At 72.9% G+C, this 26470-nt stretch carries 20 protein-coding genes and 1 riboswitch; of the genes, 6 read left to right on the forward strand and 14 right to left on the reverse strand.

Going from position 1 to position 26470, the window contains the following annotated elements:
* Positions 1 to 154 precede the first annotated feature (154 nt).
* Positions 155 to 1432 (forward strand): cytochrome P450 family protein, encoded by a 1278-nt coding sequence (locus IEY78_RS28885; RefSeq protein WP_189103237.1) that lies wholly within the window; start codon positions 155 to 157, stop codon positions 1430 to 1432.
* A gap of 44 nt (positions 1433 to 1476) precedes the next feature.
* Here IEY78_RS28885 and glyA read toward each other — a convergent pair whose 3' ends face one another.
* Positions 1477 to 2760: a serine hydroxymethyltransferase gene (gene glyA / locus IEY78_RS28890; RefSeq protein ID WP_189103238.1), complete on the reverse strand. Its 1284-nt coding sequence runs from the start codon at positions 2758 to 2760 to the stop codon at positions 1477 to 1479.
* Positions 2761 to 2801: 41 nt separating this feature from the next.
* Positions 2802 to 2893, reverse strand: a riboswitch (ZMP/ZTP riboswitch).
* 120 nt (positions 2894 to 3013) lie between these two features.
* Between glyA and rocD the strand changes: the two genes are divergently transcribed.
* On the forward strand, positions 3014 to 4219 hold the full coding sequence (rocD, locus tag IEY78_RS28895) for an ornithine--oxo-acid transaminase (protein ID WP_189103240.1): 1206 nt from the start codon (positions 3014 to 3016) through the stop codon (positions 4217 to 4219).
* Between the two features lie 118 nt (positions 4220 to 4337).
* Here rocD and IEY78_RS34655 read toward each other — a convergent pair whose 3' ends face one another.
* On the reverse strand, positions 4338 to 9941 hold the full coding sequence (locus IEY78_RS34655) for a beta strand repeat-containing protein (protein WP_229700232.1): 5604 nt from the start codon (positions 9939 to 9941) through the stop codon (positions 4338 to 4340).
* A gap of 404 nt (positions 9942 to 10345) precedes the next feature.
* Positions 10346 to 11773, reverse strand: coding sequence for a MocR-like pyridoxine biosynthesis transcription factor PdxR (gene pdxR / locus IEY78_RS28935; RefSeq protein ID WP_189103242.1), 1428 nt, complete (start codon positions 11771 to 11773; stop codon positions 10346 to 10348).
* Between the two features lie 47 nt (positions 11774 to 11820).
* Here pdxR and IEY78_RS28940 point away from each other — a divergent pair, with 47 nt between their 5' ends.
* A complete protein-coding gene (locus IEY78_RS28940) occupies positions 11821 to 12330 on the forward strand; it encodes a carboxymuconolactone decarboxylase family protein (RefSeq protein ID WP_189103243.1) in 510 nt (169 codons plus the stop codon).
* 5 nt (positions 12331 to 12335) lie between these two features.
* Entirely contained in the window at positions 12336 to 12785 is a 450-nt protein-coding gene (locus IEY78_RS28945; protein WP_189103245.1) for a carboxymuconolactone decarboxylase family protein, read from the forward strand.
* Positions 12786 to 12844: 59 nt separating this feature from the next.
* On the opposite strand, the gene IEY78_RS28950 is transcribed toward IEY78_RS28945, so the two are convergent.
* From IEY78_RS28950 to IEY78_RS28985, 8 genes are all read right to left on the reverse strand, one after another.
* Positions 12845 to 13996 carry a trypsin-like serine peptidase gene (locus tag IEY78_RS28950; protein ID WP_189103247.1) on the reverse strand — a complete coding sequence of 384 codons (1152 nt, stop codon included), beginning with the start codon at positions 13994 to 13996 and terminating at the stop codon, positions 12845 to 12847.
* 151 nt (positions 13997 to 14147) lie between these two features.
* The gene (locus IEY78_RS28955; protein WP_189103249.1) at positions 14148 to 14372 is read right to left on the reverse strand and encodes a hypothetical protein; all 225 of its coding nucleotides are present in this window, start codon (positions 14370 to 14372) and stop codon (positions 14148 to 14150) included.
* 194 nt (positions 14373 to 14566) lie between these two features.
* The gene (locus IEY78_RS28960; protein ID WP_189103251.1) at positions 14567 to 15559 is read right to left on the reverse strand and encodes an ABC transporter substrate-binding protein; all 993 of its coding nucleotides are present in this window, start codon (positions 15557 to 15559) and stop codon (positions 14567 to 14569) included.
* 2 nt (positions 15560 to 15561) lie between these two features.
* A complete protein-coding gene (locus IEY78_RS28965) occupies positions 15562 to 17562 on the reverse strand; it encodes an ABC transporter permease (RefSeq protein WP_189103252.1) in 2001 nt (666 codons plus the stop codon).
* On the reverse strand, positions 17559 to 17729 hold the full coding sequence (locus IEY78_RS28970; RefSeq protein WP_189103254.1) for a hypothetical protein: 171 nt from the start codon (positions 17727 to 17729) through the stop codon (positions 17559 to 17561). The genes IEY78_RS28965 and IEY78_RS28970 overlap by 4 nt, the downstream gene beginning before the upstream one ends.
* Positions 17729 to 18862, reverse strand: coding sequence for a quaternary amine ABC transporter ATP-binding protein (locus tag IEY78_RS28975; protein ID WP_189103256.1), 1134 nt, complete (start codon positions 18860 to 18862; stop codon positions 17729 to 17731). The genes IEY78_RS28970 and IEY78_RS28975 overlap by 1 nt, the downstream gene beginning before the upstream one ends.
* Positions 18862 to 20412: a GMC family oxidoreductase gene (locus tag IEY78_RS28980; RefSeq protein WP_189103258.1), complete on the reverse strand. Its 1551-nt coding sequence runs from the start codon at positions 20410 to 20412 to the stop codon at positions 18862 to 18864. Before IEY78_RS28980 ends, IEY78_RS28975 begins: the two co-directional genes overlap by 1 nt.
* Positions 20413 to 20468: 56 nt before the next feature.
* On the reverse strand, positions 20469 to 21971 hold the full coding sequence (locus tag IEY78_RS28985; protein WP_189103260.1) for an aldehyde dehydrogenase family protein: 1503 nt from the start codon (positions 21969 to 21971) through the stop codon (positions 20469 to 20471).
* 224 nt (positions 21972 to 22195) lie between these two features.
* On the opposite strand from IEY78_RS28985, the gene IEY78_RS28990 reads away from it, so the two are divergent.
* Positions 22196 to 23032, forward strand: a complete 837-nt coding sequence (locus IEY78_RS28990) for a hypothetical protein (RefSeq protein WP_189103262.1) — start codon at positions 22196 to 22198, stop codon at positions 23030 to 23032.
* A gap of 141 nt (positions 23033 to 23173) precedes the next feature.
* Positions 23174 to 23383 carry a DUF5988 family protein gene (locus tag IEY78_RS28995; RefSeq protein ID WP_189103264.1) on the forward strand — a complete coding sequence of 70 codons (210 nt, stop codon included), beginning with the start codon at positions 23174 to 23176 and terminating at the stop codon, positions 23381 to 23383.
* A 15-nt stretch (positions 23384 to 23398) separates the two neighbouring features.
* Here IEY78_RS28995 and IEY78_RS29000 read toward each other — a convergent pair whose 3' ends face one another.
* Genes IEY78_RS29000 through IEY78_RS29010 form a run of 3 tightly spaced genes read right to left on the reverse strand, consistent with a single transcriptional unit; the run spans position 23399 to position 26446 of the window.
* Positions 23399 to 24262 carry a serine/threonine kinase C-terminal domain-containing protein gene (locus tag IEY78_RS29000; RefSeq protein ID WP_189103266.1) on the reverse strand — a complete coding sequence of 288 codons (864 nt, stop codon included), beginning with the start codon at positions 24260 to 24262 and terminating at the stop codon, positions 23399 to 23401.
* Positions 24263 to 24264: 2 nt separating this feature from the next.
* Positions 24265 to 24639: a hypothetical protein gene (locus IEY78_RS29005; protein WP_189103268.1), complete on the reverse strand. Its 375-nt coding sequence runs from the start codon at positions 24637 to 24639 to the stop codon at positions 24265 to 24267.
* Positions 24626 to 26446, reverse strand: coding sequence for an AbeC-like domain-containing protein (locus IEY78_RS29010; protein WP_189103270.1), 1821 nt, complete (start codon positions 26444 to 26446; stop codon positions 24626 to 24628). Before IEY78_RS29010 ends, IEY78_RS29005 begins: the two co-directional genes overlap by 14 nt.
* Positions 26447 to 26470 lie beyond the last annotated feature (24 nt).

Here is a 26470-nt window from a genome sequence, read left to right on the forward strand (position 1 = left end):
CGCGCGGGCCGGCCGGCGGCGGCCCTGCGGCTCGGCGGCGGCGGCCTGTTCGGGGCGGGCGGGAGCTGGGATCGTGGGCCGCGCAGTCGTGGTCCGCGCCCGTGCGGGCCTGTGCACCGCCCCGGATCTCCGCCCCGATCTGTGAGGACCGCCGATGACCGACGCCATCCGCCCCGCGCCCCCGACCGCCGCCGCCCGCCCCGCGCACTCCGGCCGGGAGCCGCACCGGCTCGCCCCCGGGGGCGCCGGCCGGGCCGCGGCCGACGCGCGGCTGCGCGCGGACGGGGCGGTGGTACCGGTGCTGCTGCCCGGGGAGGTGCCCGCGGTCGCCGTGACCCGCCACGAGGCGCTGCGCGAGATGCTGGCGCACCCCGAAGTCGCCAAGAACGCCCGGCACTTCACCGCCCTGCACGACGGCACGGTGCCGCCCGGCTGGCCGCTGACCCTCTTCGCCGCCGTCGAGGGGATGACGACCGCCGACGGGGCGGACCACCGGCGGCTGCGCGGCCTGGTGACCCAGGTGTTCACCGGGCGGCGGGTGGCGGCGCTGCGGCCGCGGATCGCGGAGCTGACGGCCGGGCTGCTCGACGCGCTGCCCGGGGCCGCGGACGCCGGCGGCACGGTGGAGCTGCGCCGGCACTTCGCCTATCCGCTGCCGATGGGCGTGATCTGCGAACTGCTGGGGGTGGACACCGCGTTGCGCGACCGGCTGCACGAGCTGTCGGACCTGATCGTGGGCACGGCCGGCACCGCGGCCGAGGTGCTGGCCGCCAACCAGGAGATCACCGCGCTCCTCACGGAGGTCGCCGAGGCCCGGCGGGCGGCGCCCGGTGACGATCTGACCAGCGCGCTGCTCGCCGCCCGGGAGGAGGACGGCGACCGGCTCAGCGCGGGGGAACTGGTCGGCACCCTGCTGCTGATGATCATCGCCGGGCACGAGACCACGCTGAACCTGATCACCAACGCGGTCCGGGCGCTGTGCACCGACCGCGGGCAGCTGGAGCTGGTCCTGGCCGGGCGGGCGAGCTGGGAGGACGTGGTCGAGGAGACCCTGCGCTACGACAGCCCCGTCGCCCACTTCCCGTTCCGCTACCCGGTCCGGGACCTGGAGATCGGCGGCACCCTCGTCCCGCGCGGCACCCCGATGCTGGCCTCCTACGCGGCGGCCGGCCGCGATCCGGAGGCCTACGGGGCGGACGCGGACCGGTTCGACGTCACCCGGCGGCCCGCCGCCCGCCACCTCTCCTTCGGCCACGGCCCGCACTACTGCCTGGGCGCGCCGCTGGCCCGGCTGGAGGCGACGGTGGCCCTGCGGGCACTGTTCACCCGCTATCCGGCGCTGCGCCTGGCCGTCCCGGACGCCGAACTGCCGGCGCACCCGAGCTTCATCGGCAACAGCACCCACGTCCTGCCGGTCCGGCTCACCGGCTGAGCACGGGCCGGTGAGCCGGGCGGGGGTGGCGTGGGGCCGCGGCGTCAGTCCGTCGCCAGGCCCGGCGCCGGGTAGGCGGCCATCAGCTCCGCGACCTCGCCGCGGATCACCGCCAGCGCCTCCTCGTCGTCCTTGGCCGCGGCCCGGACGCTCCGGTCGATCCACTCGGCGACCTGCGGCATCCGGTCCGTGCCCAGCCCGCGGGAGGTGAGGGACGGGGTGCCGATGCGGATGCCGGAGGGGTCGAAGGGCTTGCGGGTGTCGAAGGGGACGGTGTTGTAGTTGACGACGATGCCGGCCCGGTCCAGCGCCTTGGCGGCGACCTTGCCGGGGACGTCCTTGGAGGTCAGGTCGATCAGCACCAGGTGGTTGTCGGTGCCGCCGGAGACCAGGTCGTAGCCGCGGGCCAGCAGCGCCTCGGCGAGCGCCTTGGCGTTGGCGACGACGGCGTGGGCGTAGTCCCGGAAGGACGGGGCGGCCGCCTCGCGCAGGGCGACGGCGATGGCGGCGGTGGTGTGGTTGTGCGGGCCGCCCTGGAGGCCGGGGAAGACGGCCTTGTCGACGGCCTTGGCGTGGCTCGCCCGGGACATCAGCATCGCGCCGCGCGGCCCGCGCAGGGTCTTGTGCGTGGTGGTGGAGATGACGTCGGCGTGCGGCACCGGCGACGGGTGGGCGCCGCCGGCGACCAGCCCGGCGATGTGGGCGATGTCGGCGACGAGCACGGCGCCGACCTCGCGGGCGATCTCGCCGAAGGCGGCGAAGTCGATGGTGCGCGGCACGGCGGTACCGCCGCAGAAGATGATCTTCGGGCGCTCCTTGCGGGCGAGGTCGCGCACCTCGTCGAAGTCGATCAGCGCGCTGTCGGCCCGGACGCCGTACTGCACCCCGCGGAACCACCGGCCGGTCGCCGAGACGCCCCAGCCGTGGGTGAGGTGGCCGCCCATCGGCAGCGCCATGCCCAGCACGGTGTCGCCGGGCTCGGCGAAGGCGAGGTAGGCGGCGAGGTTGGCGGGCGAGCCGGAGTAGGGCTGGACGTTGGCGTGCTCGACGCCGAAGACGGCCTTGGCGCGCTCGACGGCCAGCGTCTCGACGCGGTCGATGTTCTGCTGGCCTTCGTAGTAGCGACGGCCCGCGTACCCCTCGCTGTACTTGTTCTGCAGGACGGTGCCGGTGGCTTCCAGGACGGCGGCGGAGACGTAGTTCTCGCTGGGGATCAGCCGCAGGGTGTCGGCCTGGAGCTGCTCCTCGGCGCCGACCAGTGCGGCCAGTTCGGGGTCGGCGCCGCTCAGCGCGGGATGCGGAAGGGAATGCGGCAGGGGAAGTGACATGGTGTCCTCCGGGGCGGTCGATCGGTGGTCCGGTCGTGGTCCCGGGGTGCCCAGGCGGGGCGGCACCTCGTGAGGGTTCCCGCACACCGCTTCCTCGAGGTTGCTTCCCCGTACGCCAGTCGCGCTGTGCACGGCCGAGTGTAGGACACCCCTGGCCCCCGGCGGATCCGTGCAGGTCCGCCCGGCCGGGCGCGACAATGGAGGGGGACGCGGCAGCGCCCGCGCCCCCGGGGTCTACCGAACGGAGTCACCGGTGACGTCCACGGAACGCTTCCTCGCCGCCGCCGAGGCCCACAGCGCGCACAACTACCACCCGCTGCCCGTCGTGGTGGCGACCGCCGAGGGTGCCTGGGTGACGGATGTGGCGGGCCGGCGCTATCTGGACCTGCTCGCCGGGTACTCCGCGCTGAACTTCGGGCACGGCAACCGCCGGCTGCTCGACGCGGCCCGGGCCCAGCTGGAGCGCGTCACACTCACCTCCCGCGCCTTCCACCACGACCGGTTCGGCGACTTCTGCACCCAGCTCGCCGAGCTGTGCGGGATGGAGCTGGTGCTGCCGATGAACACCGGTGCCGAGGCGGTCGAGACGGCCGTCAAGACGGCCCGGAAGTGGGGCTATCAGGTCAAGGGCGTCCCGGACGGCCGGGCGAGGATCATCGTCGCGGACGGCAACTTCCACGGCCGGACGACCACCCTGGTCTCCTTCTCCACCGACCCCGAGGCGCGCGCCGGCTTCGGCCCGTACACCCCCGGCTTCGACGTCGTCCCCTACGGTGACGCGGCCGCGCTGGAGGCCGCCCTCGACGAGGACACGGTCGCGGTGCTGCTGGAGCCGATCCAGGGCGAGGCGGGGGTCCGGGTGCCGCCGCCGGGCTATCTGGCGCGCGTACGGGAGCTGACCCGCAGCCGGAACGTGCTGTTCATCGCCGACGAGATCCAGTCGGGACTGGGCCGCACCGGGCGGACCTTCGCCTGTGAGCACGAGGGCGTGGTGCCCGATGTGTATGTGCTGGGCAAGGCGCTGGGCGGCGGGGTGGTGCCGGTGTCGGCGGTCGTGTCCTCGCGCGAGGTGCTGGGCGTCCTCGCGCCGGGCGAGCACGGGTCGACGTTCGGCGGGAACCCGCTGGCCTGCGCGGTGGCCCTGGAGGTCGTGGCGATGCTGCGGACCGGCGAATTCCAGCAGCGGGCCGCGGAGTTGGGCGCGCGCATGCATCGCGAGCTGGCGCGGCTGGCGGCCGGCGGCGCGGTGGCCGCGGTGCGCGGCCGCGGGCTGTGGGCGGGCGTCGACATCGACCCGTCGCACGGCACCGGACGGGAGCTGTCCGAGCGGCTGCTGGCCCGCGGGGTGCTGGTCAAGGACACCCACGGCAGCACGCTCCGGCTCGCCCCGCCGCTGGTGATCGACGAGGCGGACCTGGACTGGGGGCTCGAACAGCTGCGGGACGTGCTGGGGGCGTAGCCCCTGTTGCCACGCTCCCGTCCGCCCGGGGGCGCCACGGCACACGCGGGCGCCGGGCCGCCCTCCGAAGAGGACGGCCCGGCGCCGTGTGCACGGTGGTGGTGGAGGGGTCGGCGGGTCAGGGGAGCACCGTCTGGGTGTCCGTGTCGCTGGAGCCGGTGAAGTTGGTGTCACCTCCGTAGACCGCCGTGATCGTGTAGAGGCCGGCGGTGGTCAGGGGGCTGCTCACCGCGGCGACTCCGGCGCCGTCGAGGGTCCCGGTGAGGTTCAGCGTGGTCATCCCGTCGGTGATGGTGAAGGCGACCGTCCCGGTCGGGACGCCGCTGCCCGGTGCCACCGGCCCCACGAAGGCGAGGAACGCCACCGAGTCGTTCACGTGGGACGGGTCGGGGAACGAGGTGGCCGTGAGGGTCGTGGCCGTCTGGCTCACCGTCTGGGTGTCGGTGCCGCTGGAGCCGGCGAAGTCGGTGTCGCCGTTGTAGGTCGCGGTGACGTTGTGCACACCGGCGTCGAGGGTGGCGGTGGTGACGCTGGCCATCCCCCCGGCGACGGTGCCGACCAGCGTGCCGCCCCCGCCGCCGTCGATGACGAAGGTGACGGTGCCGGTCGGCGTGCCCGCGCCCGGCGCGACCGGCGCGACGGTGGCCGTGAAGGTCACCGACTGGCCGAACAGCGACGGGTCGGGCGCCGAGGTGACCGCGGTGGTCGTGCTCGCCTGGTTCACGGTCTGGGTGTCGGTCCCGGTGGAGGTACTGAAGTCGGCGTCACCGCTGTAGGTCGCGGTGACGGTGAACGTGCCGGCCCCCAGCGCACTGGTCGAGGCGGTCGCGACGCCCCCGGAGAGCGTCCCGACCAGCGTCGGACCGCCCGTGATGACGAAGGTGACGGTGCCGGTCGGCGTCCCCGCCCCCGGCGCCACCGGCGCGACGGTGGCCGTGAAGGTCACCGACTGCCCGACCACCGACGGATCGGGCGAGGAAGTGACGGTCGTGGTCGTCGACGCCTGCCCCACGATCTGGGTGTCGGACCCCGTGGAGCCGGTGAAGTTGGCATCACCACTGTAGGTCGCGGTGACCGTGTACGCGCCCGCCGTCACCAGCCCGTTGGTGCTGACACTCGTGGTGCTGCCGCTGAGCGTGCCGGTCAGCGTCACCGTGGTGACCCCATCGGTGATCACGAACCCCACCGACCCGGTCGGGGTGCCCGCACCGGGCGCGACCGGAGCGACGGTGGCCGTGAACGTCACCGACTCCCCCACCACGGACGGATCCGGCGCCGAGGTGACCGTCGTGGTCGTCGACGCCTGCCCCACGATCTGGGTGTCGGTCCCGGTGGAAGTGCTGAAGTTGGCATCGCCACTGTAGGTCGCCGTGACGGAGTAACTTCCCGCCGTCACCAGCCCGTTGGTGCTGACGCTGGTGGTGCCGCCGCTGAGCGTGCCGGTCAGCGTCACGGTGGTGGGCCCGTCGGTGGCCACGAAGACGACCGTGCCCGTCGGAGTACCCGCCCCCGGCGCCACCGGCGCGACGGTGGCCGTGAACGTCACCGACTCCCCGACGACGGACGGATCGGGCGAGGAGGTGACCGTCGTGGTCGTGGACGCCTGGCCCACGGTCTGGGTGTCGGTCCCGGTGGAAGTGCTGAAGTTGGCATCGCCGCTGTAGGTCGCCGTCACGGTGTACGCGCCGGCCGTCACCAGCCCGTTGGTGGTCACGCTCGTGGTGCCCGCGAAAAGCGTGCCGGTGAGCGTGACGGTGGTGACCCCGTCCGTGGCCACGAAGACGACCGTGCCGGTCGGGGTGCCCGCACCTGGCGCGACCGGCGCCACGGTGGCGGTGAACGTCACCGGCTGCCCGACGACGGACGGATCCGGCGCCGAGGTGACGGTCGTGGTCGTCGACGCCTGCCCCACGGTCTGGGTGTCGGACCCGGTGGAGGTGGTGAAGTTGGCATCACCGCTGTAGGTGGCGGTGACCGTGTACGCGCCCGCCGTCAATAGCCCGTTGGTCGTGACACTCGTCGTGCCGCCGCTGAGCGTGCCGGTCAGCGTCACCGTGGTGACCCCGTCCGTGGCCACGAAGACGACCGAGCCCGTCGGAGTCCCCGCACCCGGCGCGACCGGCGCCACCGTGGCCGTGAACGTCACCGACTCCCCGACCACCGACGGATCCGGCGACGAACTGACCGTCGTCGTGGTCGACGCCGGACCGACCGTCTGGGTGTCCGTCCCGCTGGAGGTGCTGAAGCTGCCGTCACTGCTGTAGGTCGCGGTGACGGTGTAACTGCCCGCCGTCACCAGCCCGTTGGTCGTGACGCTCGTGGTGCCGCCGCTGAGCGTGCCGGTCAGGGTCACCGTGGTGACCCCGTTGGTGGCCACGAAGGTCACCGTGCCGGTCGGGGTGCCCGCGCCGGGTGCGACGGCCGCCACGGTCGCAGTGAACGTCACCGGCTCCCCCACCACCGACGGATCCGGCGACGAACTGACCGTCGTGGTCGTGGACGCCAGGCCGACCGTCTGGGTGTCCGTCCCACTGGAGGTACTGAAGTTGGCGTCACCGCTGTAGGTCGCGGTCACGGTGTGGCTGCCGACGCTCAGGACGCTGGTGGTGACGCTCGCCGTCCCACCGGAGAGGGTGCCGGTCAGCGTCGGACCACCCGTGATCACGAACGTGACGGTGCCGGTCGGCGTCCCCACTCCCGGCGCGACGGGCGCGACCGTGGCCGTGAACGTCACCGGCTCACCGAAGACCGACGGATCCGGCGACGAGCTGACCGTCGTCGTGGTCGACGCCTGGCCGACGGTCTGGGTGTCGGACCCGGTGGACGTGGTGAAGCTGGCGTCGCCACTGTAGGTCGCCGTGACGGTGTAACTGCCCGCCGTCACCAGCCCGTTGGCCGTGACACTCGTGGTGCCGCCGCTGAGCGTGCCCGTGAGCGTCACCGTGGTGACCCCATCCGTGGCCACGAAGACGACCGTGCCCGTCGGAGTCCCCGCACCCGGCGCCACCGGAGCGACCGTGGCCGTGAACGTCACCGACTGCCCGACCACCGACGGATCCGGCGACGAACTAACCGCCGTGGTCGTCGACGACTGCCCCACGGTCTGGGTGTCGGACCCGCTGGAGCCCGTGAAGTTGCCGTCACCGCTGTAGGTCGCCGTCACGGTGTGGCTGCCGACGCTCAGAGAGCTGGTCGTGACGGTCGCCGTGCCCCCGGACAGCGTGCCGGTCAGCGTCGGACCACCCGTGATCACGAACGTGACCGTGCCGGTCGGCGTCCCCGCACCCGGCGCGACGGGCGCGACCGTCGCCGTGAACGTCACCGGTTGCCCGAATACCGAGGGATCCGGCGACGAGCTGACGGTCGTGGTCGTCGACGCCAGACCGACCGTCTGGGTGTCCGTCCCGAAGGAGGTGGCGAAGTTGGCGTCGCCGTTGTAGGTCGCGGTAACGGTGTAACTGCCCGCCGTCACCAGCACGTTGGTCGTGACACTCGTCGTGCCGCCGCTGAGCGTGCCGGTCAGCGTCACCGTGGTGACCCCGTTGGTGGCCACGAAGGTCACCGTGCCGGTCGGGGTGCCCGCGCCGGGCGCGACCGGCGCCACGGTGGCCGTGAAGGTCACCGGCTGTCCGACCACGGACGGGTCCGGCGACGAGGTGACGGTCGTGGTCGTCGACGCCGGGCCGACCGTCTGGGTGTCGGTGTCGCTGGAGCCGCTGTAGTTGGCGTCACCGCTGTAGGTGGCGGTGACGGTGTACAGGCCGGCGGTGACCAGCCCGTTGGTGCTGACGGTGGCCACGCCGGAGCCGTCGAGGGTGCCGCTGAGGCTGACCGTGGTCGTGCCGTTGGTGATGACGAAGGCCACGGTGCCGGTCGGGATCCCGCCGCCGGGGAACACCGGCCCCACGAAGGCGGTGAAGTTGACGGTCTGGCCGGTCACCGAGGGGTCGGGGAACGAGGTGACCGTGGTCATGGTCGCGGCCTGGCCGACGGTCTGGGTGTCGGTCCCGGAGGAGGTGGTGAAGTTGGCGTCACCGCTGTACGTCGCGGTGACGGTGTGCACACCGGCCGCCAGCGCACTGGTACTGACGCTCGCTGTGCCCCCGGACAGCGTGCCGGTCAACGTCGGACCGCCGCTGATGACGAACGTGACCGTGCCCGTCGGCGTGCCCGCACCCGGGGCGACCGGCGCCACCGTGGCCGTGAACGTCACCGACTGCCCGACCACGGACGGATCCGGCGCCGAGCTGACCGTGGTGGTCGTCGACGCCTGCCCCACGGTCTGGGTGTCGGTCCCGGTGGAGCCGGTGAAGGCGGCGCTGCCGCTGTAGGTCGCCGTGACGGTGTGCGTACCGGCGGAGAGTGCGCTGGTCGTGACGCTGGCGGTGCCCCCGGACAGGGTGCCGGTCAGGGTGGGGCCGCCGCTGATCACGAAAGTGACCGTGCCGGTCGGCGTCCCGGAAGCAGGCGGGACGGGCGCGACGACGGCCGTGAAGGTCACCGGCTGTCCGACGACGGACGGATCCGGCGACGAGGTGACCGTCGTGGTCGTGGCTCCCTGGCCGACGGTCTGGGTGTCGGTCCCGGTGGACGTGGTGAAGTTGGCGTCACCGCTGTACGTCGCGGTGACGGTGTGGACGCCGGCCGCCAGCGCACTGGTACTGACGCTCGCCGTGCCCCCGGACAGGGTGCCGGTGAGGGTCGGGCCGCCGCTGATGACGAACGTGACCGTGCCCGTAGGCGTGCCCGCGCCGGGCGCGACCGGGGCCACCGTCGCGGTGAACGTCACCGACTGCCCGACCGCCGACGGGTCCGGCGCCGAGGTCACCGTGGTGGTCGTCGCGGCCTTGTTGACGGTCTGGGTGTCCGTACCGCTCGATGGCGCGAAACTGCCGCTGCCGCTGTAGGTGGCGGTGACGGCGTGACTGCCCACGCTCAGGCTGCTGGTAGAGACGCTCGCCGTGCCGCCCGAGAGCGTCGCCGTCAGTGTGGGGCCGCCGGCGATCACGAAGGTGACCGTGCCGGTCGGCGTCCCCGAGGCGGGCGGGACCGGTGCGACGACGGCCGTGAAGGTCACGGACTGCCCGAAGACCGAGGGGTCCGGGGACGAGGTGACCGTGGTGGTCGTCGCGGCCGGCGCCGCCACCACCGTCTGGGTGTCGGTGCCGGAGGAGGCGTTGAAGCGGGTGTCGCCGTTGTAGGTGGCGGTGATCAGATGCGTGCCGACGGCGAGGCTGCTGGTGGTGACGGTCGCCGTCCCGCCCGAGAGGGTGCCGGTCAGGGTGCCGCCCCCGCCGCCCGCGATGACGAAGGTGACGGTGCCGGTCGGTGTCCCCGCGCCGGGCGCGACGGCGGCGACCTGGGCGGTGATGGTCACCGTCTGCCCGGAGTTCGACGGGTCCGGCGCGGAGGTGACCGTGGTGGCCGTGGAGGCCTTGCCCACCGTCGCGGAGCCGGTGGAACTGGACGGCCCGAACTGCGCGTTGCCGTTGTAGTTCGCGGTGTAGGTGTGGAATCCGACGCTCAGGCTGCTGGTGGTGACGGTGGCGGTGCCGCCGACGAGGGTTCCGGTCAGGGTCGGCCCGCCGGGGATGACGAAGGTGACGGTGCCGGTGGGCGGGCCCAGCCCGAACGGGATGACGGTGGCCGTCAGCGTGACGGTCTGGCCGAAGACCGACGGATTGGGAGCGGCGGAGGTCAGCGTGAACGTGGGCGTTGGCATGAAAGGCCCTCCGAGGACGGTGAGGATGACGGGCCGCAGGGCCCCGCGGCGTGCCGGATTCCGTGGGAAATACGGCAACTACCTGCGGAAGAAGGCGCGTTGTGGGCAGCCGGGACTCAAGTGCACCTGCCTTGCGGTCCTCCCACAGGTGGGGGCGGCCCCGCCGGTCGATGGCATCAGTAGGCGCGTTTTTCCGGCCACCACGCCATAGCCCGTGCGCAGTTTTACCCTGAATGGCGCAGCGCGGGACGGCGCACCCGTCCCCCGTGCCCGCACACCACCCAGCGCGCACCGCCCCCGCGCCGCCCCGACGGAAGCGGGAGCACGGCACACCCCCGCCGGAAGCCACGTCCGCACCACCCTCCACGCGGTGGTGCAACGGCGTCGGGGGTGGTGCGGGCCGCCTACCGCTCCGGTGGCAGCGCCCTGAGCAGGGCGTCCAGGACGCCGGTGAAGGAGTGGTCGGGTGGGGTGCCGTAGGCCACCACCAGGGCGTCGCGGGCGGGTTGGGAGGCGGCGGGGTGGCGGAAGCTGCCGAGTCCCTCCAGGGCCAGGCCCTGCCAGCGGGCGGCTTCGACGACGGCCTGTTCGGTGCCGGGCGGGAGTTCCAGTACGGCGTGCAGGCCGGCGGCGATGCCGGAGACCCGGACGTGGGGTGCGCGGTCGGCCAGGGCGGCCACCAGTTGGTCGCGGCGGCGCCGGTAGCGCAGCCGCATGCCGCGCAGATGCCGGTCGTAGGCGCCCGAGGCCAGGAAGTCGGCGAGGGTGAGCTGGTCCAGCGCGCCGGACTGCCATTCGCCGGTGCCCTTGAGTGCCAGCACCGGGTCGACCAGCCGGTCCGGCAGCACCATCCAGGCCACCCGCAGTGCGGGGGCCAGGCTCTTGCTCGCGGTGCCGAAGTGGACGACGTGATCGGGGTCCAGGCCCTGGAGGGCGCCGACGGGCTGGCGGTCGTAGCGGAACTCGCCGTCGTAGTCGTCGTCCAGGACGTAACCACTGGTGAGCCGGGCCCAGTTGACGGCGGCGGCGCGGCGGTCCGGGTGCAGCGGGACGCCGGTGGGGAACTGGTGGGCGGGGGTGAGCAGGGCCGCCCGGACGTCGTCGAGCCCGGCCAGTTGCCCGGTGTCGGCGCCGTGTTCGTCGACCGGCAGCGGGACGGTGCCCAGGCCGGCGCGGGTGATCACCGCGCGGTGGAAGTCCAGGCCGTAGGACTCGACGGCGATCCGTCCGGGGCCCAGCGCCCGGCTCAGCAGGGACAGCCCCTGCGGGAAGCCGGCGCACACCACGATGCGCTCGGGGTCGGCGCGCACGCCCCGGGCGCGGGCCAGGTAGTCGGCGAGCGCGGCGCGCAGTTCGGGGCGCCCGGCGGGGGTGGTGTAGCCGAAGGCCTCGCTGGGGGCGGCGGTCAGGGCGCGGCGGGCGGCGGCCAGCCAGGCGGTGCGCGGGAAGGCCGAGACATCGGCGGTGCCGGGGGTGAGGTCGAAGCGCGGCCGGTCGGGGCGGTCGGCCGGGCCGCGCGCCACGCCCGCCGCGCGCCGCGCGCTCCCTCGCGCCGCGTCCGGGGCGGCCCGCCAGGCGACCCGGGTGCCGGAGCCCTGCCGGGCGGTCAGCCAGCCCTCCGCGACGAGTTCGGCGTAGGCGTCGGCGACGGTGTTGCGGGCCAGCCCCAGGTCGGCGGCGAGGGAGCGGGAGGAGGGCAGCCGGGTGTCGGGGGCGAGCCGCCCGGACCGTACGGCGTCCCGCAGCGCGCGGATCAGCCCGGCCCGGCGCCCGCCGGGGCCGCCGAGGTCCAGATGCAGATCACGGCCGAAAGTGGCCCAGGAATGTGGCATGAAAGTGGACCATACAGCTGCGCCATTACCGCCGTAGCGTCAGAGACATGACGACACCGCAGACACCGCAGACACCGCAGACACCCGCTACCGAAGGCGCCCCGGCGCACCACCACGGCCCCCGGATGCGCTGGGTGCAGCGGGCTCCCGAGGTCTATCAGGCCATGATCGCGCTGGACGCGGCCGCCAGGAAGGGCGTCGACCCGGGCCTGGCCGAACTGGTCAAGATCCGCGCCTCGCAGCTCAACAAGTGCGCCTTCTGCCTCGACATGCACCTGACCGACGCCCGCAAGGCCGGCGAGTCCGAGGAGCGGCTCCAACTCCTTGTCGCCTGGGCGGAGGCACCGGACCACTACACCGCGAAGGAGCGGGCCGCCCTGGCCCTCACCGAGGCGATCACCGTCCTCACCGACGGCTTCGTGCCCGACGACGTCTACGCGACCGCCGCCGCGCAGTTCGACGAGACCGAACTCGCCCAGCTGATCGCGCTGATCACCACCATCAACGCCTGGAACCGCTTCGGCGTGAGCACTCGCATGACCCCGGGGAAGGCGTGACCACGATGAGCCGTCGCATGGCGTTCTGGGGCCAGATGTCCGCGTTCGGCCGGGCCCAGCTGCGGCTGACCACGGCCGCCAAGAAGGGGCTGGGCGATCCGGTGCTGGCCGAACTGGTCGTGCTGCGCGCCTCCCAGCTCAACCGGTGCGCCTTCTGCATCGACATGCACGTGAAGAACCTGCACGAGGCGGGCGTCGAGCCGCGGCGGATCGACCTGCTGCCCGCGTGGGAGGAGACCGGCGACCTCTACACCGCGAAGGAGCGCGCCGCCCTCGCCCTCACCGAGGCCGTCACCGTCCTCACCGACGGCTTCGTCCCCGACGACGTCTACGCGACCGCCGCCGCACACTTCGACGAGACCGAACTCGCCCACCTGCTCGCGGTGATCGTCGCGATCAACAACTGGAACCGCGTCAACGTCACGATCCGGCAGCCCCCGGGCGAGGAGCTGTGAGCACCACCGGGGCGGCGGAGCAGGAGGGGGGGCGAAGGGTACCCAACGCCCCTCCCCCGCTACCGGTCGGCGAACTTCCGGCTGATGTCGGAGAAGACCCGCTGCGCCTCCGGCCCCAGGTGCGGGCCGGCCAGCCAGGTGTGGCTGCTGGAGCTGATCGAGGTGTTGGAGACCAGGGTCAGCTTGCCGCCGCGGTTGACGAACCAGCCGCCGCCCGACGTGCCGCCGGTCATCGTGCAGCCGATGCGGTGCATGGCGGGCGTGCCCGGCTGGATGACCAGGCGGCCGGGGCGGGCGGGGCAGTTCATCATCCGGGCGCCGTCGTACGGGGCCGCGGCCGGGTAGCCGAACGCGTCCAGGGCGCCGAGGCCGTTGGCGGCGGGGGCGTTGAACCAGACCTGGGCGGCTGCCCCCACGGTCTCCTGGAGCGACTTGGTCCCGCCGTTCTCCGGCTTGACGTGCAGCACCGCGAAGTCGTAGGCGGAGCCGCCGTTGCCGGTGTCCTCGCTGCCCATGCCGATCCATTCACCGGAGGTGGTGATCCAGTCGGCCCAGAAGCGGCCGTACGGGGTGACCTGCTGCGGGGGCGTGCGCCCGACCTCGTCCATCGGCACGCCGTCGTCGTTGTAGGACGGCACGAAGACGATGTTGCGCATCCAGCCGCCCCGCTTGCCGGAGTGCACGCAATGCCCGGCCGTCCACACCAGGTTGGACTTCCCCGGATGCGCCGGGTCCTCGACGACGGTGCCGGAGCAGACCATCGGCCCCTTCGGGCTGTCGAAGAAGATCTTGCCGACCGGTGCCATGTGCCGGTGGTAGGGCCGGGCGACCTGCGCGGCGCCGACCGGCGCCGGCACCGGGTCGGTGGCCTCGGACTCGTCGCCCGCGCCGGTGGCCCGCGCCCCGATCTCGGGGGCGGCCTTCGCCTGCGCCAGCCGGTCGGTGCGCCAGTGGTCCTTGATGACCGGGTTGGCGAAGTCCGAGGCCCGGCGGGCCCACGAGTGCCAGTCGCTCCAGCCGCCGTCCTTCCACTGCTTCAGGTCGTCCAGGCTGGTGGGTATGCCCTTGGGGAGCCCGAGTCCGCCGTCGGCCGGGTCCTTGTGGTCGGCGGCCGCGGCCCGGTCCTCACCGGGGCCGCAGGCCGTGGCGGTCCCTGCGAGCAGGACGAGCAGCGCGGCGGCCGCGGCGGCGGAACGGCGGATGGCTGGCATGGTGCGTGGCTCCCCCTGATGCGTGCCGGCGGCCCCCTGCTACCGGCCGGCGTCCCGGTGATGCGTGCCGGCCTGGCGGCGAACGGCGCGCCACAGTTTGTCATGTCCCTCATCGGGTGCGCCGCACCGTGCCGTCCGCCCGGGCCGCGCCCTACTGCCGGTTCGCCCCGGCCCGGTGGTCGCGGTAGGAGGAGTGCGGCGCCCCCGCCGACGCCCCGTCGCGGAAGTCCGCGAGCTGCTCCGCCGTCGGGTACCACTTCTTGTCGCAGCGGCAGCACCACCAGCGCCAGTTGTCCCAGTCGGTGTCGGTGGTGGCGGTGTCCTTCCACAGCCAGTCATGGCAGTCGGCGGTGGGGCACTTCGGCGGCAGGGGCATCGCGGGCCTTCCCTCGGCAACGGCCCCCAGCGTGCTGCGCCCGTCGATGAACGGTGCGGCAACACGGCGCCGCCACCCGAACGAGGGAGGCAGTCGGCGGGCGGTGGACGCCGGGCGCCACCGGCCCACAACGCGCCCGCGGGCGGCCGCACCCATGGTGCGACCGCCCGCGGTCCGTAGCGCTCCCCGTACGGCTACTTCTTGGGGAGCCACTTCTTCCAGACGTCCGGGTGCTTGTCCACCCACTGCTTGGCCGCCTCGTCGGCGGTCAGCCCCTTCGAGGCGATGCCCTCGGAGACCTCGTTCTGGTCGTCCTTGGTCCACTTGAAGTTCTTCAGGAAGGCCGCGGCGCTGCCGCCCTTCTTGGCGAACTCGGTGTTGAAGAACTTCTGGAGCGGGGTCGTCGGGTAGGCGCAGTCGATCGACTTGGGATCCTTCGCGCCCTTCGCCGCACACGCGTCGGTGTACTTGGGGAGCTTGACCTCCTTCATCGGCACCTGGTTGAAGAGCCACTGCGGCTCGTACCAGTACGTCAGGAAGGGCTTCTTCTCCTTGGCGAACTGCTGGATCTGGGTGATCTGCGCCGCCTCGGAGCCCGCGAAGACGACCTCGTAGTTCAGCTTGAGGTTCTTCACCAGCGCCTTGTCATTGGTGACATAGGACGGCGAACCGTCCATCAGCTGGCCCTTGTTGCCGCTCTCCGAGGTGCGGAGCTGCTTGGCGAACTTGTTGAGGTTCTTCCAGTCGGCGACCTCGGGGTGCTTGTCGGCCCAGTACTTGGGGACGAACCAGCCGATGTGGCCGGTGACGCCGTTGCCGCCGCCGGCCGTGATCGTCTTCTTGTCCTTGACGTACCGCTTCTCCTGGTCCGGGTGGCCCCAGTCCTCCAGGATCGCGTCGACCCGGCCCTGGCTGAGGGCGTCCCAGGCGGGGATCTCGTCCACCTGGACGGTGTCGACGTGGTAGCCCAGCTCGTGTTCGAGCAGGTACTTCGCCACCGCGACGTTGGACTGGGCGCCGACCCAGGTCTGGACCGACAGGGTGACCGACTTCGAGCCCTTGGCCGCCGCGAACGGCGAGGTCTGCTTGGTCATGTCGGCCTTGCCGCAGGCGGACAGGGAGAGGGCGAGGACCGCCGTGCCGGCCAGCGCGGCCGTCCCGATGGTCATGGTGCGCTTACGGGACATGGTCAGGCTCCCTTCCCCGTCATGCGGCGTTCGGTGGGCTGGGTGACGCGGTCGAGCATCAGGCCCAGGCACACGATGGCCACACCCGCGACCAGGCCGAGGCCCAGGTCGCCGGTGGCGAGACCGGTGACGACGTCGTAGCCGAGGGCACCGCCGCCGACCAGGCCGCCGATGATGACGACGGCGAGGACGAGGACCACACCCTGGTTGACGGCCAGCAGCAGCGCGGGCCGGGCCAGCGGGAGCTGGACCTGGCGCAGCATCTGCCAGCGGGTGGCGCCCAGCGAGCGGGCCGACTCGACGGCCGCCGGGTCGACCTGGCGCAGGCCCTGGGTGGTGATGCGGATGACCGCGGGCAGCGCGTAGACCACGGCCGCGGCGACGGCCGGGGCGCGGCCGACGGCGAACAGCGCGACCACCGGGATGAGGTAGACGAACTGCGGCATGGTCTGCATGACGTCCAGGACCGGACGCAGGATCGCCTCCAGCCGCTTGCTGCCGGCCGCGAGGATGCCGATCGCGAAGCCCAGCACCAGGGTCACCACCAGGGCGGCGAGCACCTGCGAGAGGGTGTTCATGGAGGGCTTCCACACGCCCAGCACGCCGATGGCGGCCATCGCGAGGACGGCGGTCAGGGCGGTGCGCCAGGTGCCGATGAGCCAGGCCAGCGCGGCGACGATGAGCAGCGTGCCGTACCAGGGCAGCGCGGTCAGGCCGTCCCGCATCGGGTTGAGCACCCAGTTGGTGAAGTGCGCGGCCCAGTCGGCGGTGCCGCCGATGACGGGGACACCGGAGTAGAGGTGGTCGACCATCCACTCCTTGAAGTGGTTGACCGGGTGGGCGATGTCCACGGCCCAGGCGTCCGGCCAGACCAGGGAGCCGGTCAGCCGGCCGAGACCGGCGAAGAGGGCGGTGAGCACGGCGGCGCCGGCCCAGACCCGCCAGCCGCGCAGCCACTCCGGGCCGGTGGCGGAGGTGCCCGCGCCGAGCCGTTCGCCGGCTGCCGCGGTGGTGCGGTCCATGACGATGGCCAGCAGCACGATCGGGACGGCGGCGGCGAGCGCGGCGCCGACGTCGACCGAGGCGAGGGCCTGGTAGACGCGGTCACCGAGACCGGCCGCGCCGATCATCGAGGCGATGACGACCATGGACAGCGCCATCATGATCGTCTGGTTGACGCCGAGCAGCAGCTCCTTGCGGGCCAGCGGGAGCCGCGCGGTCAGCAGCCGCTGGCGGCCGGTGGCGCCGAGCGAGGAGACGGCCTCCAGGACGCCGGGGTCGGCGCCGCGCAGACCGAGCGCGGTCAGCCGGGCCATCGGCGGCGCCGCGTAGATGACGGTGGCCAGCAGCGCGGCGGGGACGCCGATGCCGAAGACCAGCACCACGGGCAGGAGGTAGGCGAACGCGGGCAGCACCTGCATGGTGTCCAGCACCGGGCGCAGGATGCGGAACAGCCGCTCGGACAGGCCGCCGGCCAGGCCCAGCAGGGCGCCGACGACGACCGAGAAGACCACCGCCACGATCATCAGGGCGAGCGTCTGCATGGTCGGGACCCACATCCCCAGCAGGCCGCTGACCAGGAAGGAGATCAGCGCCGTCGCGGCGATGCGGGGTCCGGCGACGCGCCAGGCGAGCAGCGTCACGCCGGCCGTCACACCCGTCCAGCCGAGCGCGAGCAGCAGCAGGTAGACGGCGCGGACGGAGATCACCACGGCGTTGCTGAGGTGACCGAGGAAGTAGACGAACAGCCAGTGGCTGTCGCGGTTGTCGATGATCCAGTCGCTGGTCTTGCCGAGCGGGCCGGAGACGTCGACGGTCAGCGAGTGCGGCCAGGCGGCGCCGTACTTGGCGGCCAGCAGCGGGACGAGGACGGCCGCGGCGACGGCGAGCAGCAGCAGCTTGGCGAGGCCGCGGCGCTGCAGCAGGGCCTGGACCGGGCCGGCCTTCGGGGCGTCGGCGCCGAGGCCGCGCCGGGCGGCCGGGGGTGCGGACACGGTGCTCATGCGCGCCCCCGCTTCACGGTGCCGGCGGGGATGTTCAGCGCGGCGCAGCGCTGGGCCTCGCGCCAGTGGCGCAGCAGGCCGGCGCGCAGCCGGGCCCGCGGGGTGGCCGCGGGAGCTCTGGAGCCGACGGCGCGCAGGGCGCCGCCGCGGGTGGTGGCGACGTACATCAGGCGGCCACCTCACCGTGCTGCGGGGTGTCGACCCGGGCGACCACGTTCAGCAGGCAGGCGTGGTCGACGATGCCCACGCAGCGGCCGTCGTCGACGACGCGGACCGCGCCGCCGGTGCGGGCGACCGCCTCGATGGCCTCGGAGATCAGGGTGTCGGGGCCCAGCGCGGGGCCCTGGTCGGCCTCGCCGTCCTCGACGGGGCGCATCGCGCGGCGCACGGTGAGGACCTGCTCGCGCGGGACGTCGCGGACGAAGTCGCGGACGTAGTCGTCGGCCGGGGAGCCGACGATCTCCTCGGGGGTGCCCAGCTGCACGATCTGTCCGTCGCGCATCAGGGCGATCCGGTCGCCGACCCGCAGCGCCTCGGAGAGGTCGTGGGTGATGAAGACCATCGTCCGGCCCTCCTCGCGGTGCAGGCGGACGACCTCTTCCTGCATGTCGCGGCGAATGAGCGGGTCGAGGGCGCTGAACGGCTCGTCGAAGAGCAGGACCTCGGGGTCGACGGCGAGCGCGCGGGCCAGGCCGACGCGCTGCTGCTGGCCGCCGGAGAGCTGGCCGGGGCGGCGCTTCTCCATGCCGGCCAGGCCGACCTTGTCGACGATCTCGCCGGCCTTCTCGCGGCGCTCGGCCTTGCCGACGCCCTGGATCTCCAGGCCGTAGGCGACGTTGTCGACGACGGAGCGGTGCGGCAGCAGGCCGAAGTGCTGGAAGACCATCGCGGCCCGGCGGCGGCGCAGTTCGCGCAGCGTGCCGCGGTCCATCGCGCGGACGTCCTCGCCGTCCATCTCCAGCGCGCCGCTGGTCGGCTCGATCAGCCGGGTCAGGCAGCGCACGAGGGTGGACTTGCCGGAGCCGGACAGGCCCATGACGACGAAGACCTCGCCCTTGTGGACGTCGAAGGAGACATCGCGGACGGCGGCCACACAGCCGGTCTGCTCGCGCAGCTCCTGGGCGCTCAGCCCGGCGACCGAGGAGTCCTCGGGGATGCGCTCGGCCTTGGGCCCGAAGACCTTCCAGAGGTTGCGGACGGAGAACACGACCTCGCGGCCGTCGGCGTCCCCGGCGGGGGAAGCGTCCTTCGGCGTGCGGGCGTTGGGTATCTCGGATGCGCCGGCGGAGGTGGTAGCCATCACGCATCACCTCCCTGGGTCGGAGCCTTATGGAGCAGGTCGGCGCACTTCTCCCCCACCATCAGCACGCCCAGCATCGGGTTGACGGCCGGCATCGTCGGGAAGACGGAGGCGTCGGCGATGCGGATGCCGGACAGCCCGCGGATGCGCAGCTCCGGGTCGACGACCGCGAGCCGGTCGTCGGCGGCGCCCATCTTGCAGGTGCCGGCCGGGTGGTAGACGGTGTGGGCCGCCTTGCGCACCAGCTCGCTGATCTCCGCGTCGTCGGTGACGTCGGGGCCGGGGAAGACCTCCCGCTTGAGCCACTTCGCGAACGGCTCGGCCTGCGCGATCTTGCGGGCCAGCTTGATGCCGTCGACGAGGGTGTCGCCGTCGTAGTCGACCCCGTTCGCGTCCTTGGCGAAGTACCGGAAGTCGAGCGCGGGCTTGGCCTCGGGGTCCGCGGAGGTGAGGTAGAGCCGGCCGCGGGAGCGGGACTTGGGGATGTTGGGGGTCATCGAGACCCCGTGCTCGGGGCGCTCGTAGCCCAGTCGCTCGGGGTTGTCGGTGAAGGGGATCTGGTAGAAGTGGAACATCAGGTCGGGGCCCTTGTGCGCCGGGTCCCGCTTGACGAACAGGCCCGCGTCGGAGTCCATCGCGGAGTTGTCCGGGATCGGCCCGTCGGTCTCCCAGACGATCACCGACTCGGGGTGGTCAATGAGGTTCTCCCCGACACCCGGCAGGTCGAGCACGCAGGGCAGTCCCAGCGCCTCCAGGTCCTGCTTCGGGCCGATGCCGGAGTGCATCAGCAGCCGCGGGGTGTCGACGGCGCCGGCGCACACCAGCACCTCGCGGGCCGCCTCGACGTAGACCTCCTCGCCGTCCTTGGTGCGGACGTGGACACCCTTGGCGGCGTCGCCCTCCAGCTCCAGCTTGTGCGCCCAGGTCTCCAGCATCAGCGTGAGGTTCGGGCGGTCGCCGGCCTCCATGTGCGGGTGGAGGTAGGCGACCGACGCGGAGGAGCGCTTGTTGTTCTCCGGGTGGTAGGAGAGGTCGAAGAAGCCGACGCCCTCGTCGAAGGGCTTGTCGTTGAAGCCGACGACCTCGGGGACGCCGAGGGCGGTCTTGGTCGCCTCGATCCAGTCCGTGGCGATCTGGTTCTGGTCCTTCTTCGCCACCCGCACGATGTTGTTGCGCAGCTTGCCGAAGTAGGGGTCCATCTCCTTGGCGCCCCAGCCGGCCGCGCCCGCCTCTTCCCACTCGTCCCAGTCGGACGGCAGCGGCTTGAAGGAGATCAGGGTGTTGTGGGAGGAGCAGCCGCCGAGCACCTTGGCGCGGCTGTGCAGGATGTGCGAGTTGCCGCGGGGCTGCTCGGTGGTCGTGTACTCGTAGTCCAGCTCGCCGCCGAGCAGGCCGAGCCAGCGGCGCAGCGTCAGCACCTCGTCGCGGTCGAGGTCGGAGGGGCCGCCCTCGATGACGGCGACGGTGACGTCCGGGTCCTCGGTGAGGCGGGAGGCGATGACCGAGCCGGCGGTGCCGCCGCCGACCACGACATAGTCATACACGGGCATGGGGTGCTCCTTCTTGCAAAGTGCGTGGTGCGGGTGGTGCCAGGTGTTCCCGGGTGTCAGCCCGCGAACCAGCGCACCGGCTCCGGCCGGAGGTTCTCGTAAATGTGCTTGCTCTCGCGGTACTCGTCCAGACCCGTGGGGCCGAGTTCCCGTCCGATGCCGGACTTGCCGAAGCCGCCCCACTCCGCCTGCGGGAGGTAGGGGTGGTAGTCGTTGATCCAGACCGTGCCGTGCCGCAGCCGGGCGGCGACCCGGCGGGCGCGGGCGGTGTCGCCCGAGAAGACCGCGCCGGCCAGGCCGTACTCGGTGTCGTTGGCGAGCGCGACGGCCTCGTCCTCGGTGGCGAAGGTCTCCACCGTCAGGATCGGGCCGAAGGTCTCCTCGCGGATGACCTTCATCTCGCGGTGGCAGCCGTCGAGCACGGTCGGCGCGTAGAAGTAGCCGCTCGCCGGGCGGACGTCGCTGGGCTCGGGGCGCTTGCCGCCGCAGCGCAGCTGGGCACCCTCGGCCAGCGCGGAGGCGACGTACGCCTCGACCTTGTCGAGCTGCTGCTGGGAGACCAGCGGGCCGCACTCGACGCCGTCCTCGGTGCCCCGGCCGAGCTTGATCTTCTCGGCGCGGCGGGCGAGTTCGGCGACGAAGCGGTCGCGCACCGACTCCTCGATGATCAGCCGGGCACCGGCCGAGCAGACCTGGCCGCTGTGGATGAAGGCGGCGTTGAGCGCCTGGTCGACGGCGGTGTCGAAGCCCTCGTCGGTGGCGCAGGCGTCGGCGAAGACCACGTTGGGGTTCTTGCCGCCGAGCTCCAGCGCGATCTTCTTGGCGCCGGAGACCGCGGCCGCGCCCGCCTTCGTGCCGCTGACCAGGCCGCCGGTGAAGGAGAACAGGTCGACGTCGGGGTGTTCGGCCAGGCGCTGGCCGACCGGCAGGCCCGCGCCGGTGACGATGTTGGCGACGCCGGCCGGCAGCCCGGCCTCGACCAGCAGCTTGATCAGGTGCACGGTCGACAGCGGGGTGACCTCGCTGGGCTTGATCACAAAAGTATTGCCGGCCGCGAGGGCCGGCGCGATCTTCCAACTGGCCTGGAGCAGCGGGTAGTTCCAGGGCGTGATGAGCGAGCAGACGCCGACCGGCTCGTGCACGACGACGCTGTGCACATCGGGCGATCCGGCGTCGACGACCCGGCCGCCGCTCTCGTTCATCACCACGTCGGCGAAGTACCGGAAGGCGTTGGTGACGTCGTCGACGTCGACCCGGCCCTCCTCCAGCGTCTTGCCGGTGTCGCGGCTCTCGATGAGGGCGATGACCTCGCGGTCGCGCTGGAGCAGATCGGCGACCCGGCGCAGCAGCGCGGAGCGCTCGGCGACGGCCGTGCGGGGCCAGTCGCCCTCGTCGAAGGCCCGGCGGGCGGCGGCCACGGCCGCGTCGGCGTCCTGGGCACCACCCTCGGACACCAGCTGGAGCGTCGTCGCGTCGGCGGGGTCGAGGACCTCCCGCGTTTCGCCGGCTGCGGCGGGGAGCCACACCCCGTCTACGTGAATGGTCTCGATTGACGACACGTCGTTACTGCCTTCCGGTTACCGATTGTTCCCACTGGTGCAACCACTGGTGTCACCAGCAACGGGGACCCCTCCCCGGAAGCGACGTACCTATGCCCAAACATTCATGGAAAGTGAGCCGACTCACTCAACGTGCGGCGGAATGTCCCGGAACATAACCTGAATAGCCGTATGTCCATCGCGGGATTCATCACGTTTTGTCCCACGGGACCGGAGGTGGCGAGATGACCAGCAGACGGCGCGCAGCCACCGCTCCCGCCGCTCTGACCTGTGGCGCGGCCCTCCTCGTGGGGATTGCCTGCACGGGTGGCGCGGCGGCGGCCGGCGACTCCGACGGCGGCGAGGGCGACCTCGCGCACAAGTCCGCCCAGCAGATCTCCGACGACGCACTCCACCAGCTGGTCGCCGCGCAGTCCCTGCGGCTGCGCACCCGCACCAGCACCGACCCCACGACGCTCGACCTCACCCTCGACCGGGCCGGCAACTGCACCGGCGCCGTCGCCAAGGGCTCCCTCGGCCGCGTCGAGCTCGTCAAACGCGGCAACGAGGTCTGGATGAAGCCGGACGCGGCCTTCTGGAAGAGCCAGCTGCCCGGTGACAAGGGCGACCGGGCCGCCGCCAAGTACAAGGACACCTACCTGCACGGCACCACCCGCAACGCCTTCCTGCGGGGCCTGTCCGCGGCCTGCGACCTCCGGGCGTTCCAGAAGTCCGCCGCGGGCCCCGACAAGGGGCAGCAGCCCCCCTCCGGCGCCCCGTCACCCTCCGTGACCCCCACGCTCACCAAGGGGCAGCCGACCACCCAGGACGGCACCCGGGTACTCCCCGTCACCAAGAAGGTCGACGGCGCGGTCCAGACCCTCTACGTGGCCATCGACGGCAAGCACTACCCCCGCAAACTCACCGCCGAGGCCGACCACCAGAGCGCCACGATCCTCCTGAGCAACTACGGCACCCCGGTGTCCGACAGGACACCCCCGCCGAGCCGCACGGCGGACATCTCCGCCCTGGACGACCTGATGCGCGGCTCCCAGGGCCAGCAGGACACCCAGACCGCGTGACCCTGCCGTTGACCGCACCCTCTCCACCGAGGACTTCCCCCGGGACTGACCCTGGAGCCCCCACGGCCGCCTGTCCCGCCCCGTCACCCGCGCTGCCGAACCGGAGGGGCCCGGGGCGGCCGGGCGGACGACAATGCAGGCATGGCTGAGACAGCGGCGAAAGCAGTGCTCGAAGGCGGCCCCGCCGGGTTTCCCGAGCGGATCGTGCCGATCGACCCGCCCGGGACGGAGCTGAAGATCCCGTTCCGCAACGGCTACGAGCACTTCCGGGCCACCGACCGGCAGCAGCGGACCGCCGAGGGAACGCTCCCCGTCTACGAGTGGTGGGAGCGGACCGAACTGCCCGGGTAGTAGCCGCCGTACCTGTCAGGCCGCGGGTGCGAAGGCGGCCAGGGCGATCTGCTGGGTGCGTTGCTGTTGTGGCCAGTTGGCCTCGGTGCCGAGGACGAGGACGGCGAACTGGCGGCCGTCGGAGACCGTGAAGGCGCAGTCGACGACCTTGACGCGTTCGCCGAGTTTCTTGCTGTCATAGGCGTAGACCAGTTGTGCGGCGTCGCTGCCCGGGGCCGGGCCGTCCAGCGGGCCGAGGCTTATCTCCTCGTAGCCGGGGTTGCCGGACAGCCCCTTCGATGCCTGTTCCAGCGCCGTGCGCGGGCTGGTGTCCGGCTCGGTGATCTCGAAGATCTGCACCAGTCCGCGGTCGTCCGGGGCGGTGTAGAAGACCCCCGACGAGCGTTCGCTGCGCTGCCAGTCGCCGGGCACCGCGAGGGTGAAGCCCTTGGTGTCGTGGACCAGCCGGTAGCCCTCGGGCAGGCCGGAAGCGGGGGTGGGCGTGCCGGTGGCGCCGGTGGGGCCGCCGGTGGACGGGACGGTGGCGGTGCCCGGCGCGGAGGCCTTGGACGGCGGGTGGGCGGCGGGCGGTACGTCCTGGCGGTTGAGGAGCAGATAGCCGCCGAGCGTGGCCACCGCGATCGCGGCCACCGCCGCACCGGCGATCAGCGCGGTACGGCGCGGACCGGCGGAGGCCGGAGCGGGAGGAGGAGCGGGAGGAGACGTGGGAAAGGGCCCGGGATACGGGCCGGGGTACGGGCCGCCCGTGGTGGCCGCGTCCGCCGCGGGGGCGTGCGGCGGACGGGACGGCATCGGCCCCGAGTAGGGCGCGGGCGGCGGCGTGCCGTCCTCCCAGCGCTGGGTCTCGTTGTTCCAGCGGGCCTGGCCGCCGCGCGCCATCGTCAGCCTCCCACCAGGGCCGCGACCGCCTGGACGACCGCCGCGCCGGAGGCCAGCAGGCCCACCACGCCCCCGGCGTCGGCCAGCGCGGTACGCAGCCGCGCCACCCGCCCGGGCCCGGCCGCACCGGTGTCCGCGATCTCCGTCTCGGTCTCGGCGAGTTCCCCGCTCAGCGCCGTGACCTGCGGGCTCTGCACCGCCCGGGCCAGGTCGTCGCGCAGCGCCCGCACCGCGCGCAGCAACTCCTCCTGCGCCGGGTCCATCGCGGGAGTGGAGCCGCCCTCGTGATGGGTCACGGTGTTGTAATTCCCGATGGCGAAGGCACCCCGGACGCTGCCGATGTGGATGCCGTCGCCGCGCTCATCAGCCGTTGCCACGCTGGCCACTTCCCTTCTCCGCGGAGTCCTGTCCGGTGGGGCCCTGTCCGGTGGGGCCCTGCTGGGTGATCGTGTTGTGGTCGCCGATGCCGACGGCGCCCTGCGCGGACTCGACGTAGACGCCGCCCTCGGCGACGTGCACCACCCGCCGCTCGAACTCGTCGGTCTGGTAGCCCGCTTCGCGCAGCGCCGTGGTCACCCCGGCCGCCACCCGCTGCTGCACGGTCTTCAGATAGCGGGCCACGTCCATGTCCTGGAAGAGCGAGGAGTCCCCGAAGGAGCCCAGCTCGCGCACGGCCGCGCCGGGGCCCTCGGGCAGCGCCGCGCCGTGCCCGGCGGTGGCCAGCCGCCAGGCCGACACCAGGCCCCGGACCAGCGTGAGCGCGGCGTCCCCGGCCGACCGGGGCGTGCGGGTCACCGCCCACACCGCCTTGCCGAAGTGGTGGTGGTGCCGGTACTGGTGGGCGAGCCGGTCGGCGTCCTGGAAGAGCTGCCGCAGCGGCCACAGCACATGCGGCGCGACCTCCATCATCAGCATCCCGCCCTGGGTGTGCACCCGCACGAACACCGTGGTGACGATGCCCTCGTTCCAGCCGCCGACCCGGATCCGCAGGAAGTGCCGACGGGTCTCGCCGCCCTCCTCCACCGCGTCCCGCCGGTGCGCCTCGAACGCCTCGGGTGCGTACGGCGCGGCCGCCCGGTTCGGCAGCCCCTCGGCCGGCAGGTAGACGCACTCGTCGATCTCCAGCGCGCGCAGCCGGTCGCGCACCGCGGCCGCCACCTCCGGCGAACCGTGCGGCGACGGCACCCGCAGCGCCTCCACCAGCGGGACGATCCGGGCCAGGATGGCGCTGTTGTCCAGCGGTTCGGGCGTGCGGTCGGTGCGGGGGTTCAGCTCCACGGACAGCGACCAGGTCCGGTAGGCCTGCCCGGCGCCGCAGAACGGATCGGCGGCCCGGTACATCACCAGCGGCCCGTGCTGCTCGATGCGCACCCGCTCCCGCAGCCGCTGGAAGCGGTAGCCCTCGGCCCGCTCGGCGGGGTCGGACATCACGTCGGGGAAGCGCTCCCTGGACAGTTCGCGGGCCAGCGCCCGGGCGAACTGCCCGCGCTGCAGGGCGACCAGCAGGGCCAGCATCAGCGGCAGCAGCACCGCGACCCACAGCCCCAGCACGGCGACGGTGCCGACCAGCGCGACGTCGTTCCCGAGGCCGGACGAGTCGCTCGTCAGGCCGCCCATCCCGTCCGGGAGCAGCGCGGTCAGCGGCCAGCCCGTGCCCATGATGCCGATCGTGCCGCCGCACGCCGTCACCAGCAGCGACAGCCACAGGACGGTCAGCCCCAGCCGGCCGTACCAGCGCAGGCCGAACGCGAGGGTGCGGGCCACCCACGGCGGGACGGGCGCCCTGCGCACGGCGCGGCCCAGCGCCATGAGGAGGACGGGGAGGAGGTAGAGCAGCGCGAGGCCGAAGGACAGCGGGATCGCCATGATCCACACGCCCAGGATCGCCGCCGCCCAGCCCAGTTCGAGCCGCCGGGCCCGCAGCGCGTGGGCCAGGACCCGGGCCGCGTCGATGCCGAGGGAGGGCGCAGCGAACCGCTGCTCGTGGACGTACAGCTCGTCGATGACCGCGTTGCGGAAGCTGTCGTCCAAGTAGGTGCCGGCGCACAGCAGGCGGGTGGCCTCGCTGGCTCCCGGCGGGGTGGGCAGCAGCGGCGGCGGGGGCGGCGGGCTCGCGGGCGTCTTCCGTAACCCCTGCGGACCGCCGGGTTCACCGGGCTGCGCAGGCACATCCGTCCGAGTCATGGTCCTCCCCCGAATCCCAACTGA

Source organism: Streptomyces kronopolitis (assembly GCF_014646275.1).
GTDB classification, from domain to species: domain Bacteria; phylum Actinomycetota; class Actinomycetes; order Streptomycetales; family Streptomycetaceae; genus Streptomyces; species Streptomyces kronopolitis.